The sequence below is a fragment of the Candidatus Pantoea gossypiicola genome (assembly GCF_008632075.1).
In the GTDB taxonomy this organism is placed as follows: Bacteria; Pseudomonadota; Gammaproteobacteria; order Enterobacterales; family Enterobacteriaceae; genus Pantoea; species Pantoea gossypiicola.
In genome coordinates, this window is sequence record NZ_VWVM01000004.1 from 290,288 (window position 1) to 302,939 (window position 12,652).

A 12,652-nucleotide genomic window follows, 5' to 3' on the forward strand; every position below is an offset into this window, starting at 1 on the left:
TCTTCTGGCTGACCGCGTTTATGGTTAAAACGTCGTTGTCGCCAGACCTGCCAACGCCTACCGCCGATAAGCCAGCGAACGCACCAGGCGGTCACCGAGTTTCTGAATCAGCATCACCAGCGCCAGCAACACCACAATGGTGGCCGCCATAATCTGATTATCGAAGCGCTGATAGCCGTAGCGAATTGCCAGATCGCCCAGTCCGCCACCGCCGACCACGCCCGCCATCGCCGAGAAGCCAATCAGCATCACAATGGTCAGGGTAATGCCCGCCACCAGCGCGGGCAGCGCTTCCGGCAGCAATACGCGGCTGACAATATGCCACAGGGTGCCGCCCATTGAGACTACCGCCTCAATGCGGCCGCGATCGACCTCATACAGCGCGTTCTCCACGATGCGGGCAAAGAAGGGAAAGGCACCCAGCGTAATCGGTACAATCGCGGCGGTGCTGCCGAGCGTGGTGCCGACCAGCAAGCGGGTAAAGGGGATCAGAGCGATCAGCAGCACCACAAACGGCAGCGCGCGCCCGGTATTGACCAGCGCATTGAGCAGCAGTGAAATCGCGCAGTTTGGCAGGATGCCCTGGGGACGCGTCAGAAACAGCAGCACGCCTGCCGGTAAACCTATCGCAACCGTAAAAAGTGCCGCCAGCAGCACCATATATAATGTTTCGCCTGTGGCGTTCAACAGCAGTTCCTGAAACCGATCGCTACTCATGCTACGCATCGGGTGAATGCCTCTCGCTGATATTTTTCAATAAACGCCCGGTCCGCTTCGCCATCCTTCAGCAGCATTTTGCGCAGGCGTCCCTCTTCGCGTCCCATAATCTGGCTCAGCGTACCGCTCTCGACCAGCTGGCCATTCTCCAGCAACGCCGCACCGTCACAGATACGCTTTACTACCGCCATTTCATGGGTAATCAACACAACCGTGATATTGAGCTGCTGCTGAATATCGGCCAGCAGATCCAGAATCGAGGTGGTGGTTTCGGGGTCCAGCGCGCTGGTCGCCTCATCGCACAGCAGATAACGCGGTCGTGCGGCCAGCGCGCGGGCGATGCCGACGCGCTGTTTCTGTCCACCCGAGAGCTGCGACGGCCAGGCCGACGCGAAGGACTCCAGCCCCACCAGTTTCAGCAGCGAGGCGACCCGCTGGCGGCGTTCCGCCCGGGGCACACCGGCGATCTCCAGCGCCAGATCGACATTGTCCTGCACGTTACGGGAATGCAGCAGATTGAAGTGCTGGAAGATCATCCCCATCTGCTGGCGCTGCTGACGCAGCTGCGCCAGGCTCAGTGCGGCGAGATCCTGACCATCAATCTCAATCCTGCCGCTTGAGGGACTCTCCAGCCGGTTGAGGCAGCGCAGCAGCGTACTCTTGCCCGCCCCACTCCGGCCCAGGATGCCAAAGATGGTGCCCTCTTCAATGGTCAGAGAGATATCGTCTAACGCTGGCGCAGATGCGCCAGCATAGTGTTTGCTGAGATGACTGAGCTTAATCATGCTGCTGGTCCGCGACCGGAATCACAGAGCCCTGATAGGTTTTACGGATGAACTCCGCCACCTGCGGCGAGCGCAGATCTTTCGCCAGCTGAATCACTCGCGGGTCTTTTTCCAGTTCAGGCGTGGTCACCAGCAGGTTGGCGTAAGGGTTATGCGCCGCAGATTCCAGCCCCAGCGCATCTTTCGCCGGATTCAGACCCGCTTCCAGTGCATAGTTGCCGTTGATAATGGCGGCATCAACGTCATCCAGTGAACGTGGCAGCTGCGGTGATTCGATCTCAACAATTTTAATTTTCTTCGGGTTTTCACTGATATCTTTCGGCGTCACCAGCGTCGAGCCCGCCTCGCCCTGCGCGTTAAGTTTAATCACCCCTTTGTCCTGCAACAGCCACAGTGCGCGACTCAGGTTGGTGGTGTTGTTCGGCACGGCAATGCTCGCGCCCTCTGGCAATGCCGCCAGCGATTTCACCTTACGCGAGTAGATCCCCAGCGGCTCAATGTGCACACTGGCGACGACAGCAAAGGTTTTCCCCAGCGCTTTCTCCTGATCTTTTAAATAAGGAAGATGCTGGAAGTAGTTGGCATCGACATCCCCGGATGCCAGCAGTTCATTGGCATTCACGCCCCCGCTCAGCTCAACAATGTTGATATCCAGTTTCGGATCCAGCGTTTTGACATACTCCAGGATTTCCGCATGCGGCAGCGGATCGGCCGCCACACGCAGCGGTGCAGCCTGTAAACTTTGAGCAATCAGCAGTGAAAGACCAGCCAGAACCAGAAAGCGCTTTTTAATCATCATCATTTATCTCTTATCGTTATCAGTCGTAGTTTTAGTGGGTGTTGTGTTCGGGGTAGAAACGCTGGGCGACTTCCGGATGCGAACGCAGCCGGCCTTTGAGGTAGTTCCAGCCCACTTCACGCAGGAGCGGGTTAAGCGGATCGCTGCTCGGTCCCTGCGCCAGCTCAGCCAGCTGCGGGGGAAGCTGATAGACTGGCACGACGGCGTCGAGCTGTGCGCCAAGGAAGAAGGCGATGGATAACCGCTCATTGTTCTGCTGCGGCGACACCACGCGGTGTACCGTCGCGCGCAGATAGCCGTTGGTCGCCAGCTCCAGCAGTTCGCCAATGTTGACCACAAACGCGCCCGGCAAAGGTGAGGCATCGATCCAGTTGTCCGGCGTCACTTCAACCTGCAAGCCCGGCTGATCATCCTGTAATAACAGGGTCAGGAAACCCGAATCCTTATGTGCACCTACACCCTGGCGTGATTCACCCTCGGTGCGGCCCGGATAGCGGATCAGTTTGATGTGTTCGTTGGGATAGTCGCCATACAGGTTATCGAAAGCGTTACGTGGCAGGTTCAGCGCTTCAGCAAAGGCGCGCAGCAATTCCAGCGCCACGGCAGTCATCTGCTGCTGCCAGCGGGTCACCACCGTCTGCAATTCAGGCAAGGCTTCAGGCCACTGGTTCGGCCCCTGCATCCGTTGCCAGGTCGGGGAATCGGCGGTGACGGGCAGCGCTTCGCGCTCTGCACCAATATCGAACTGCTCACGATAGTCGGGCTGGCTGCGGGTGATTTCCACGCCCGCCAGGTTGTAACCACGAAAATGCGGTGAGTTGGCCATCGCGACCGCCGTTTTGTCCGCCTGCGGTAGCGCAAAAAACGTCCGAGCGACCCGCTGAACCTCATCCAGTAATTCACGGTCGATACCGTGATTAATTAAGTAGAAGAAACCGACATCACGCGCGGCCTGACTTAATTTTTCAAGAACCTGTCGCTGCTGCTGTTGATTACCTGACAATAATGCGAAATCAATGACCGGCAATTCTGCTGGGGTTAACGCGCTCATGATTAACACTCTGCTGGCATGGAATAGCATTACAGTGCCATTGCAGTTATGCGTTAACTACCAACTAATCCTGCTATGGATATGCGGCGGATGGGAATATCCCACCACACCGCCGCTATTCCACCCGCAGATTACTCTGCGCTACTGCTCCGCTGTTTTGTCGCGACTGAGATATGAACAAAACAGAAACAAAGCCATTTATAAAACAGTCATAAAGGCGGAATATGACCAAATGTTTATGTGCGTAAGCAGGCATGAGTAAGTCCAGTGTACTGTCTTTGCCAGAAAATCCAGTTATTTCGGCTGAAAACTTGCAAAACCTTACATTCGTAGTCTAAGGTTTACCGGCTGCGGTTTCTGCCGCTTCACTTAAAAATTATTCGGCTTCTTATAGCTTTCATTTCCACGGTTTCTTCTGAACATTATTTGCGGCTGCGAAAGCTATAAGACTCCTTCATTGAAGTATCTGAGGAGAATATGGACACCAGAAACACATCGTCTGAACACCCAAAGAAACATTTCTGGAACAGGAAGCCCAAAGAGCTGACTGTCGACGACATTACCGTCATCGATAACGACATGCTGAAGCGCGCAGTTGGCGCAGCAGCGCTCGGTAATGCGATGGAATGGTTCGACTTTGGCGTATACAGCTATCTTGCCGTCATCATCGGCAAAGTCTTTTTCCCGGATGCCAACAACGCGGTGCAGCTGATCGCTACCTTTGGTACGTTTGCCGCCGCCTTCCTGGTGCGTCCGATTGGCGGTCTGGTGTTTGGCCCGCTGGGTGACCGCATTGGCCGCCAGAAAGTGCTGGCGATGACGATGATCATGATGTCGATCGGGACATTCTGTATCGGGCTGATTCCGGCCTATTCGTCAATAGGGATTATGGCCCCGATTCTGCTGCTGGTAGCACGCCTGATTCAGGGCTTCTCGACCGGCGGTGAATATGGTGGCGCAGCGACCTTTATCGCAGAGTACTCCACCGACAAACGTCGTGGCTTTATGGGCAGCTTCCTGGAGTTCGGTACCATTGGCGGCTACCTGCTGGGTGCCAGCCTGGTGACGGTGATGACCACGGTGATGTCGAACGAGGCGATGATGTCCTGGGGCTGGCGCGTGCCGTTCTTTATTGCCGCGCCGCTGGGTCTGTTCGGCCTCTATGTCCGTCTGAAGCTGGAAGAGACTCCGGCATTCCAGCAGCACATGGAAAAGCAGGAAGCGCTGGAACAGAGCAAACCGCGCCTGACGCTGATGCAGATGCTGAGCAAGTATCGTGCGCCGATGCTGAAATGTATCGGTCTGGTGCTGCTGTTCAACGTCTCTAACTACATGCTGACCTCTTATATGCCGAGTTACCTCACCGGCGTGCTGGGACTCCCAGAGCTGAGTGGTCTGCTGCTGGTGATGGTGGCGATGTTCGTGATGATGCCGCTGACGCTGCTGTGGGGGCGCTGGACCGATCGCATTGGTCGTCGTCCGGTGATTGGCTTTGGTGCAGTAGGCCTGATCCTGCTCGCCATTCCGAGCTTTATGCTGATTGGTTCCGGTAACATGTGGGCGGTATTTGGCGGCCTGCTGATTCTGGGCGTGCTGCACACCTGCTTCAGCGGCACCATGCCTTCGACGCTGCCAGCGCTGTTTACGACGGATATTCGTTATAGCGCACTGGCTATCGGCTTTAATTTGTCGGTATCGCTGTTTGGCGGTACAACACCGCTGATTACCGCGTGGCTGGTGGATACCACCAAAAACAACATGATGCCCGCTTACTACATGATGGGCGCAGGCGTGATTGGCCTGCTGACTATCCTGACGGTGCGTGAAACGGCGCGTCAGCCGCTGACCGGATCCTCACCTGCGGTAGCAACTAAAGCGGAAGCGCATCGACTGATCGACAAGCTGCGTAAACGGCAAAAGCCCGCCACGGCCGCGGCGAAATAACGCTTTTGACACCCTGCCCGGCAGGGTGTTTTTTTATCTGGCACCCACACGATCTACCCACCCGCTTTCACTGCCCTGAGACGCGCGACTTTCACCCGATTGCCACACAGCGCCATGCTTCACCAGCGGCGGCGATGTGCTTTAGTGCGATCGCAAAACCACAGAGCGGTCGGAATGTTTACAGACGCGGACGCTGCTGAACTCTTCCGGCGTCAGCAGCGTTGCAGCCTGTCCCGGTTGCTGCCTCACACGATCCTTTCTTTGTTCCGCCAGGCGCAATAACCAGCCTGCCAGCGCGATAATCCGCAGGCGGTGGTGGAGATACTCGATAGCGGCCACTTCGCGCTGGAGACCTATACCGATCACTTAGCGGTGCGCCTCCGAGAGATCTTCAACGGCAACTGCCCCGCTGTACGCAGAGACAGGCCACTGCCTCTGCAAACTTAACGCTTATTCGTTGCTGAAGCGGCCGACCGTGCTGGCTGCGCCCAGGGCGTGACCTTTCAGCTGTGCCACCAGCTCTGCCTGGGTTAACCCGGCCTTAAGCTGGCCCACCGGCAAATCGGTGGCGATCAGCACAAAGTTATAGTGATGCAGGCCGCTGCCTTTGGGTGGACAAGGCCCGTAATAGTGCAGTGTCCCGGGTGTATTTTTTCCGCCGGTATAATCGTTGCCCTCTGTCAGCGCGCCCTGCGGGAACGACGAACGGCTGGCCGGAATGTTATAGGCCACCATATGTGTCACGCCCAGCCCTTTAGCCCCGACCGGATCGGTCATCAGCAGGACCAGACTGCGGGTGCCCGCCGGAGTCGCAGACCAGTTTAGTTCGGGAGAGATATTCTCACCGGTGCAGGAAGGATTACTTTTATTGGCACCGGCAAACTTTTTATCCAGTAGGGCATTATCGCTGAAATCCTGTGATTGCAGCGTAAACACCGACGCCGCCAGCGTGGTTATTGGCAAAACGGCAAGCACCGTTGCGCAGAGTAATTTTTTCACCAGCCACTCCTTATCAGGTTAGTTCCGGATGGATTGCATCACTGCCTGCTTACTATAACGGCTTTAATACGATTAGCCCGGCTGACAGCCCGTTTAAACATTGCGGAACGGCAAATCTATGATCGCTGTCGCGCTGGCTGAAGGCGGTGACGCGTTGCCCTGAGACGCATTACCCGATATAAGTTAACGCCTGCGGCTGATTTTTCGCCTGAAACCCCGTCACTGTCACCAACAAGTGGACACTATGCAGATCGATGATCTCCGGATTTACATCGCCGTGATACATGCTGGCAATTTCACCGCAGCCGCTGAGCAGCTGATGCTATCGAAACAGTATGTCAGCCGCCGCATGGCCGCGCTGGAAGCGTCATTAGGCGTACGTCTGCTGATACGCAACACCCGTAAGCTGTCAGTGACGGATGCAGGACAACTTTTTGCGCAGCATGCTCAGCGCATTCTGGATGAGATTCAGGAAGCAGAACTGGCGGTGTCGGAGCAGCATCAGGCGCTGCGCGGCACCTTCCGTATCAATCTGCCGATGTCGTTTGGCATGAGTCATCTTTCACCACTCATCGCTGAATTCCTGAGCCATCATCCGGCACTGCAGTTTCAGATAGAGCTGGCCGATCGCTATGTTGATGTAATTGGCGAAGGCGTCGATATGGCGATTCGCATCGGCACCCTGGCCGATTCCACGCTGATTGCCCGCCCGCTGGGTGAGCTGAAGCGGGTAATCTGCTGCAGTCCCGGTTATCTGCAGCGGGCCGGCACGCCGCAGCAGCCCGAAGAGTTGCTGCAACACGCCTGCCTGCGCTACGGACGGGAAGGTCAGAATGGCTGGGAACTGCAGGTTAATGGCAAAGCGAAATGGCTGTCGGTTCAGGGCCCCATGGTGAGTAACAATGGCGAAGTGCTGCGTGATGCCGCCCTGGCGGGACTCGGACTGGTCTTGCTACCCGCTTTTATCGTAGAGACAGCCCTGCAAAGGGGTGAACTGGTGACGGTGCTGGACGGCTGCCAGCCGCCACCGCTCTCCCTTAATGCGGTTTACCCACAGCACCGCCAGCGCAGCGAAGTTAACCGCCAGTTACTGGCCTTTTTACAGACGCGTTTAGCGCCGTGATTGAGCTAAAGCGTTTGTAATGCCGCAAACACGCTGGCGACTGCAACCGCACCGGGATCCGGCACGCCATTCAGGTTCGCGCTATTGAGATAAGATGATCGGCCCGCCTTTGCTTTCCCCATGCTGGCGGTTGCATCACTGCCCTGCTGCGCCGCATCTGCTGCTGCTGCCAGCGATTTGCCCGCCACCAGCGCCTCAATCGCGGGCTGGAGCGCATCAATCAGTGTACGATCGCCCGGTTTAGCCCCGCCATACTGCTTCATTTTTTCCAGACCCTGTTGTAAAGCGACCGGTAAGACATCCCCTTCCGACAGGTGCTGCGCCGCGGCGGTGAAGAAGATAGCCATCAACACGCCGCTGGAACCACCCATCACCGTGGCCAGTCGCTCACCTGTTACCGCGAGCAGGTCGGGCAGAACATTCAGCGGCAGCTGGTTATCGGCGCATTCACGCTGGATCTGACGCGCGCCAGCAGCAAAGGTCGAGCCGGTATCCCCGTCACCCACCTGCGCATCGAGTTTATTCAGCTCGCTTTCACTGGCAATCAGCGTTTCACAGATGCGGTTCACAAAGGCAGCGACCGCCGGGTTTTCGGAGGGTTGCACCGGATGCGCTGTCGTCTCCCGGGTTGCGTTAACCGGCTGCCGCGAGGTGATCTCAACCGCCGGAACCCAGCCGGTCACTTCGACCGGGGCGCAGATTGCCGCTTCGAACAGCGGCGTCAGCGTCATGCAGGTGACAGAAAAGCCCTTCATGTCCAGCGCGGTCATCAGCGGTGCCGGGCCAATCAGATAACGGCTTCCCCGGCTGAGCGGCGACTCAATCAGATCACGTGTGACCAGACTCATCTCCAGCGCCGACATTCCACCAAGGTTATTCACCAGCAGCGCACAGGGCTGATCCTTGCCTGGCATCACCTTCTCCAGCAGATGCTGCACAATCTGCTGACTGTTCTGAGTCGGCATGACGTCAACGCCCGGCTCGCCGTGAATCCCCAGCCCCATTTCCACACTACCGTCGGGCACCCGCTGGCCGGTCTGTTCATCCGGCAGATGACAGCTGGAAAGCGCTACCCCCATGCTGGCGATAGCACGACTGGCGGTCTCTGCGGCCTCAGTTACCGCCGCCAAATCATCACCCCGCTCGGCGACAAAGCCTGCCACTTTATGCACCAGCAACGTGCCTGCCACGCCGCGTGGCTGAGGATTATCCGGTAAGGCCACATCGTCACCGACAATCACCATATTGACGCTGAACCCTGCATTGCGGGCCTTTTCAGCCGCCAGCCCAAAGTTGAGTCGATCGCCGGTGTAGTTTTTCACAATCAGCAGACAGCCCGCGTCACCGGTAAGGTTGATGATGGCGTTATAAACCGCATCAACGCTGGGTGAGGCAAACACATCGCCACAGACGGCCGCCGTCAGCATTCCTTTACCGATGAAGCCGACGTGCGCCGGTTCATGGCCGGAACCGCCACCGGAGATCAGTGCGACCTGCTGTTTTTTCCAGTCCCTGCGCATCACGATGCGAATGTGGGGATCGACCTGCAGCCGCACCAGATTGCGCCACGGACTGGCGTAAATCATGCCATCCAGCGCGTTGTCGACGAGTTCATCCTTTTTATTCATTACGAATCGGGTCATGTCTTCATTCCTCATGGGCGGACAGGTATGTGATAACGAAGTGTTGCACACAACTGACGATGGGCATAATCCACCGCCTCTCATCGCGACCCCATCAGACGAAAGCTCTGCCTGAATGAAATGCGCGCAGCACTCTTTACTAATTCATTGATTTTTATCAAATGTCCTTACCTTAAACTGAGAGGTTATGCGCAGAACCTGAAAAGCGGATAACGGATCGTAGAAAACCATTTGTTAACAGAGGATGTTTTGATGACTCAACGTATGATTCTGAATGAAACCGCCTGGTTTGGTGCTGGCGCATTGCGTCATTTGCCTGAAGAGGTAAAGCGTCGCGGGATGCGTAAAGCGCTTATTGTCACTGACAAAGCGCTGATTGCGGCCGGTGCGCTGAAGCGGATTACTGACCTGCTGGAACAGCATCAGCTTGACTGGGCGGTCTATGATGAGGTCGTGCCGAATCCGACTATCCGGGTCGTGCAGCAGGGCGTTGCTATGTTCAGGGAATCAGGTGCTGATTACCTCATTGCCATCGGCGGTGGTTCACCGCAGGACACCAGCAAAGCCATCGGCATTATTATCAACAACCCTGAATTCGAGGATGTTCGCAGTCTGGAAGGCGTCAGCCCAACCCGTCATCCGTGCGTGCCTATCATTGCTATACCGACCACGGCAGGTACCGCGGCAGAAGTCACCATTAACTATGTCATCACCGACGAAGAGAATCGTCGCAAGTTTGTCTGCGTCGATCCGCATGACATTCCAAAAGTGGCGATTATTGATGCGGAGATGATGGCGAGCATGCCCGCCTCGCTGAAAGCGGCCACCGGTATTGATGCCCTGACTCACGCGATTGAAGGGTACATTACGCGCGGTGCCTGGCCCCTGACTGACATGCTGCACCTCAAAGCCATTGAAATTATCAGCCAGTCGCTGCGCGAATCGGTGGCCGGAAATATTGCTGCTGTTGAGCAGATGGCGCTGGGGCAGTATGTGGCCGGTATGGGCTTCTCCAATGTCGGACTCGGTCTGGTGCATGGTATGGCGCATCCGCTGGGTGCCTTTTACAACGTGCCGCACGGCGTGGCGAACGCCATTCTGCTGCCACAGGTGATGGCGTGGAATGCCCCGTCAACAGGCGAAAAATATCGCGATATTGCCCGTGCGATGGGTGTGAAACAAGTGGACACACTGACGCTGGATCAGGCGCGGGAAGCGGCTGTCGCTGCGGTTCGTCAGCTCTGCCGCGATGTGGGTATTCCGCGTTCGCTGCGCGAGGTCGGCTTACAGGAGGCGGATATCCCTGCCCTGGCGCAGGCGGCGCTGGATGACGTCTGCACCGGCGGTAACCCCCGGACGCCCGATCTGGAAGCGGTGATGGCGCTCTATCGTCAGAGTTAAAACGCGTCGCTGTGTAGTCATGCACTGCCATTTCTGGCCCGCCCCTACCCTGGCGGGTTTTTTTACGTCAGGGTAACAGTCAGTCAGCAATCATTCGCCAGAGCTTGTTCAGAGAGGATCGCGGTATTAGTAAAGGTTCGACCCGTTTTTTACGGCACGGTTTCAGCCTGAAATCGCCCGCTATCATCATGGATGTCAGAGCGTAATTCAGCCGCACTGACCGATAATTTCTTTAGATGCTAAACCCTGATTCGCTTGATCTGGATCACAAAAATCCGCATCATGCGCAGCGAAAACCTTAATGAGGCTGCGGAGATATCAATGACACTGTACCAGGGTATGCTAATTTTCTATGCCGTTGTTGCACTGGTCGCGACGCTGATCACTTTCTTCATCGCCAAAGATAAGCTGAGCATCAAACTACTGAGCGCCTTTCTGGTGGGTGCCACCTGGCCGATGAGTTTTCCTGTTGCGCTGATGTTTGCGCTGTTTTAATTGACATTTCTCCCTTAGCGATCACACTCAGGTAAGACGTCCCTGACCTGCCAACCGCCGATCACCGACGTGACCTTGCTCATAATGGTTAAAAAGGAGCGGATATGCGCGTAGTGAGTGTGATGATTCTGGTTTCTCTTCTGAGTGCCTGTAGCGCCCCGTGGCACGCTGAAAAACCGGTTCCCGCGGCCGAAACCCGGCAGCAGACCTGCCAGCCCGGCTCTAATCCCAGCCAGAACGATTGCGGTCACTTCCCCGAGCCTGAGTTTCACTAATCAGCGATACAGCGAGCACTGTGGCGAGATCGCATTTACGCTATTTCATCACATAACAAGGCTTTACAGGCCGCTAACCGGTCAGTAAAGTAGCGCCCAGACATCAATTCTGATGCGTAAGCGTTAACGTCAACCAACGCCCCCGCAGCACTGCTGCAAGTGATGATCCCTGCCATGATGCCTGTACAACAGCAAGCTAAACCCCTCGCTGCGTTTTCCAGCGCCAGCTTTTTTTTGTTCGTCCTGCTGCTGACCGCAGCGAATCTTCGGGCACCGATTACCGCCGTCGGCCCGGTGCTGCAGGATATCCGCCAGACTTTTGGCCTCAGCGCCAGCGAAGCAGGCCTGTTTAACTTTATTCCACTGATGCTGTTTGCCCTGCTCGCCCCCCCTGCCGTCTGGCTGGGGAATCGGGTCGGGCTGGAACGCAGTTTGTGGGGCGCACTGTGCCTGATCACTGCCGGTTCACTGTTGCGCTGGTTGCCTGCTGAAGCGGCATTATGGAGCGGAACGCTGCTGCTGAGCGCAGGTATTGCCGCCGCCAACGTCCTGCTGCCGCCGCTAATTAAGCGCGATTTCACCGCCCATACCGCCAGATACATTGGCCTTTATGCCGCCACCATGTCGATTACCGCCAGCCTCGCGTCTGGCATTGCCGTGCCGCTGAGCCAGCTCACAACGGCGGGCTGGCGACTCTCACTGGTTGTCTGGGCGCTGCCGGGACTGGTTGCGCTCCTCGCCTGGCTGCCGCTTTTACGGCAGCGGCAGTCATCCTTAGCGCCGACTGATGCACCTGTTGCATATCGTCATGCGTGGCGCTCAGCCGGTGGCTGGCAAATCGCCCTGTTTATGGCACTGCAATCGCTGGCATTTTATACCCTGATCGACTGGTTTGCCGTGTTTGCTCAGGATAATGGCTTCACTCAGGCGCAGGCTGGCTGGCTGCTGTTCTGGTATCAGGCAATTGCAATCGTTGCTAACCTGGGCTGCATGGTGGTCCTGAAGCGGGTAAAAGATGCCCGGCTCACCGCATTCATTGCTTCCTCGGGTATTTTCCTCGGTATGTCAGGTCTGCTGCTTAATCCGCAATGGGCGTTGATCTGGCTGACACTGGCCGGACTGGGTGCCGGAGCGTCACTGGTGCTCTGCCTCTCGCTGTTTAATCTGCGCGCCACACATCACCGTCAGGCCTCACAACTTTCAGGCATGGCGCAATGTGTGGGCTACGCGCTGGCAGCCCTGGGACCGCTGTTTTTTGGCGTGCTCCATGAACAAAGCGGTAACTGGACGCTGCCCTTCAGCGTGCTGGCACTGCTGAGCCTGTTACAGATGGCATTGGCTCCGCTGGCAGCACAGTCAAAACCCATCAGCTGAACATGCCGATCAGCGACTCATTACAGATGACTGGCGGGCGCAAATG

Annotated in this window: 13 protein-coding genes; 6 read left to right on the plus strand and 7 right to left on the minus strand. The window is 56.7% G+C overall.

What is annotated here, in order from left to right; all coding sequences use genetic code 11:
• Positions 1-57: 57 nt before the first annotated feature.
• From F3I20_RS07630 to F3I20_RS07645, 4 genes are read right to left on the minus strand one after another with little or no spacing between them, the layout of a single operon-like run.
• Positions 58-726 (minus strand): methionine ABC transporter permease, encoded by a 669-nt coding sequence (locus F3I20_RS07630; RefSeq protein WP_150037315.1) that lies wholly within the window; start codon positions 724-726, stop codon positions 58-60.
• Positions 714-1,502, minus strand: a complete 789-nt coding sequence (locus F3I20_RS07635) for a methionine ABC transporter ATP-binding protein (protein WP_150037314.1) — start codon at positions 1,500-1,502, stop codon at positions 714-716. The genes F3I20_RS07630 and F3I20_RS07635 overlap by 13 nt, the downstream gene beginning before the upstream one ends.
• Complete coding sequence (locus F3I20_RS07640; protein ID WP_150037456.1) at positions 1,495-2,298, minus strand: MetQ/NlpA family ABC transporter substrate-binding protein; 804 nt, start codon at positions 2,296-2,298, stop codon at positions 1,495-1,497. The genes F3I20_RS07635 and F3I20_RS07640 overlap by 8 nt, the downstream gene beginning before the upstream one ends.
• A 34-nt stretch (positions 2,299-2,332) precedes the next feature.
• Positions 2,333-3,352, minus strand: a complete 1,020-nt coding sequence (locus F3I20_RS07645; protein ID WP_150015492.1) for an isopenicillin N synthase family dioxygenase — start codon at positions 3,350-3,352, stop codon at positions 2,333-2,335.
• 477 nt (positions 3,353-3,829) lie between these two features.
• Between F3I20_RS07645 and proP the strand changes: the two genes are divergently transcribed.
• Positions 3,830-5,296: a glycine betaine/L-proline transporter ProP gene (gene proP, locus F3I20_RS07650; RefSeq protein WP_150015493.1), complete on the plus strand. Its 1,467-nt coding sequence runs from the start codon at positions 3,830-3,832 to the stop codon at positions 5,294-5,296.
• Between the two features lie 141 nt (positions 5,297-5,437).
• On the opposite strand, the gene F3I20_RS24405 is transcribed toward proP, so the two are convergent.
• Both F3I20_RS24405 and F3I20_RS07660 read right to left on the minus strand, forming a co-directional pair.
• On the minus strand, positions 5,438-5,662 hold the full coding sequence (locus tag F3I20_RS24405; RefSeq protein ID WP_369414034.1) for a hypothetical protein: 225 nt from the start codon (positions 5,660-5,662) through the stop codon (positions 5,438-5,440).
• 84 nt (positions 5,663-5,746) lie between these two features.
• Positions 5,747-6,295 (minus strand): YbhB/YbcL family Raf kinase inhibitor-like protein, encoded by a 549-nt coding sequence (locus tag F3I20_RS07660; RefSeq protein ID WP_150037313.1) that lies wholly within the window; start codon positions 6,293-6,295, stop codon positions 5,747-5,749.
• 244 nt (positions 6,296-6,539) lie between these two features.
• Between F3I20_RS07660 and F3I20_RS07665 the strand changes: the two genes are divergently transcribed.
• A complete protein-coding gene (locus F3I20_RS07665; protein WP_150037312.1) occupies positions 6,540-7,418 on the plus strand; it encodes a LysR family transcriptional regulator in 879 nt (292 codons plus the stop codon).
• 5 nt (positions 7,419-7,423) lie between these two features.
• Here F3I20_RS07665 and F3I20_RS07670 read toward each other — a convergent pair whose 3' ends face one another.
• The gene (locus tag F3I20_RS07670; protein ID WP_150037311.1) at positions 7,424-9,061 is read right to left on the minus strand and encodes a dihydroxyacetone kinase subunit DhaK; all 1,638 of its coding nucleotides are present in this window, start codon (positions 9,059-9,061) and stop codon (positions 7,424-7,426) included.
• 252 nt (positions 9,062-9,313) lie between these two features.
• On the opposite strand from F3I20_RS07670, the gene fucO reads away from it, so the two are divergent.
• The 4 genes from fucO (at position 9,314) to F3I20_RS07685 (ending at position 12,606) form a co-directional block, all read left to right on the plus strand.
• On the plus strand, positions 9,314-10,462 hold the full coding sequence (gene fucO / locus F3I20_RS07675; protein WP_150037310.1) for a lactaldehyde reductase: 1,149 nt from the start codon (positions 9,314-9,316) through the stop codon (positions 10,460-10,462).
• Between the two features lie 321 nt (positions 10,463-10,783).
• Positions 10,784-10,957 (plus strand): GhoT/OrtT family toxin, encoded by a 174-nt coding sequence (locus tag F3I20_RS07680; RefSeq protein WP_008924737.1) that lies wholly within the window; start codon positions 10,784-10,786, stop codon positions 10,955-10,957.
• A gap of 104 nt (positions 10,958-11,061) precedes the next feature.
• On the plus strand, positions 11,062-11,232 hold the full coding sequence (locus F3I20_RS23880; protein WP_013196156.1) for a YdgH/BhsA/McbA family protein: 171 nt from the start codon (positions 11,062-11,064) through the stop codon (positions 11,230-11,232).
• A 174-nt stretch (positions 11,233-11,406) separates the two neighbouring features.
• Positions 11,407-12,606: a CynX/NimT family MFS transporter gene (locus tag F3I20_RS07685; protein ID WP_150037309.1), complete on the plus strand. Its 1,200-nt coding sequence runs from the start codon at positions 11,407-11,409 to the stop codon at positions 12,604-12,606.
• The last annotated feature ends 46 nt before the right edge of the window (positions 12,607-12,652 follow it).

Bases quoted from the DNA above. Each gene is read 5' to 3' on its own strand.
- F3I20_RS07630 (WP_150037315.1), bottom strand. From the start codon at position 726: ATGCGTAGCATGAGTAGCGATCGGTTTCAGGAACTGCTGTTGAACGCC.
- F3I20_RS07635 (WP_150037314.1), bottom strand. From the start codon at position 1,502: ATGATTAAGCTCAGTCATCTCAGCAAACACTATGCTGGCGCATCTGCG.
- F3I20_RS07640 (WP_150037456.1), bottom strand. From the start codon at position 2,298: ATGATTAAAAAGCGCTTTCTGGTTCTGGCTGGTCTTTCACTGCTGATT.
- F3I20_RS07645 (WP_150015492.1), bottom strand. From the start codon at position 3,352: ATGAGCGCGTTAACCCCAGCAGAATTGCCGGTCATTGATTTCGCATTA.
- proP (WP_150015493.1), top strand. From the start codon at position 3,830: ATGGACACCAGAAACACATCGTCTGAACACCCAAAGAAACATTTCTGG.
- F3I20_RS07665 (WP_150037312.1), top strand. From the start codon at position 6,540: ATGCAGATCGATGATCTCCGGATTTACATCGCCGTGATACATGCTGGC.
- F3I20_RS07670 (WP_150037311.1), bottom strand. From the start codon at position 9,061: ATGACCCGATTCGTAATGAATAAAAAGGATGAACTCGTCGACAACGCG.
- fucO (WP_150037310.1), top strand. From the start codon at position 9,314: ATGACTCAACGTATGATTCTGAATGAAACCGCCTGGTTTGGTGCTGGC.
- F3I20_RS07680 (WP_008924737.1), top strand. From the start codon at position 10,784: ATGACACTGTACCAGGGTATGCTAATTTTCTATGCCGTTGTTGCACTG.
- F3I20_RS23880 (WP_013196156.1), top strand. From the start codon at position 11,062: ATGCGCGTAGTGAGTGTGATGATTCTGGTTTCTCTTCTGAGTGCCTGT.
- F3I20_RS07685 (WP_150037309.1), top strand. From the start codon at position 11,407: ATGATGCCTGTACAACAGCAAGCTAAACCCCTCGCTGCGTTTTCCAGC.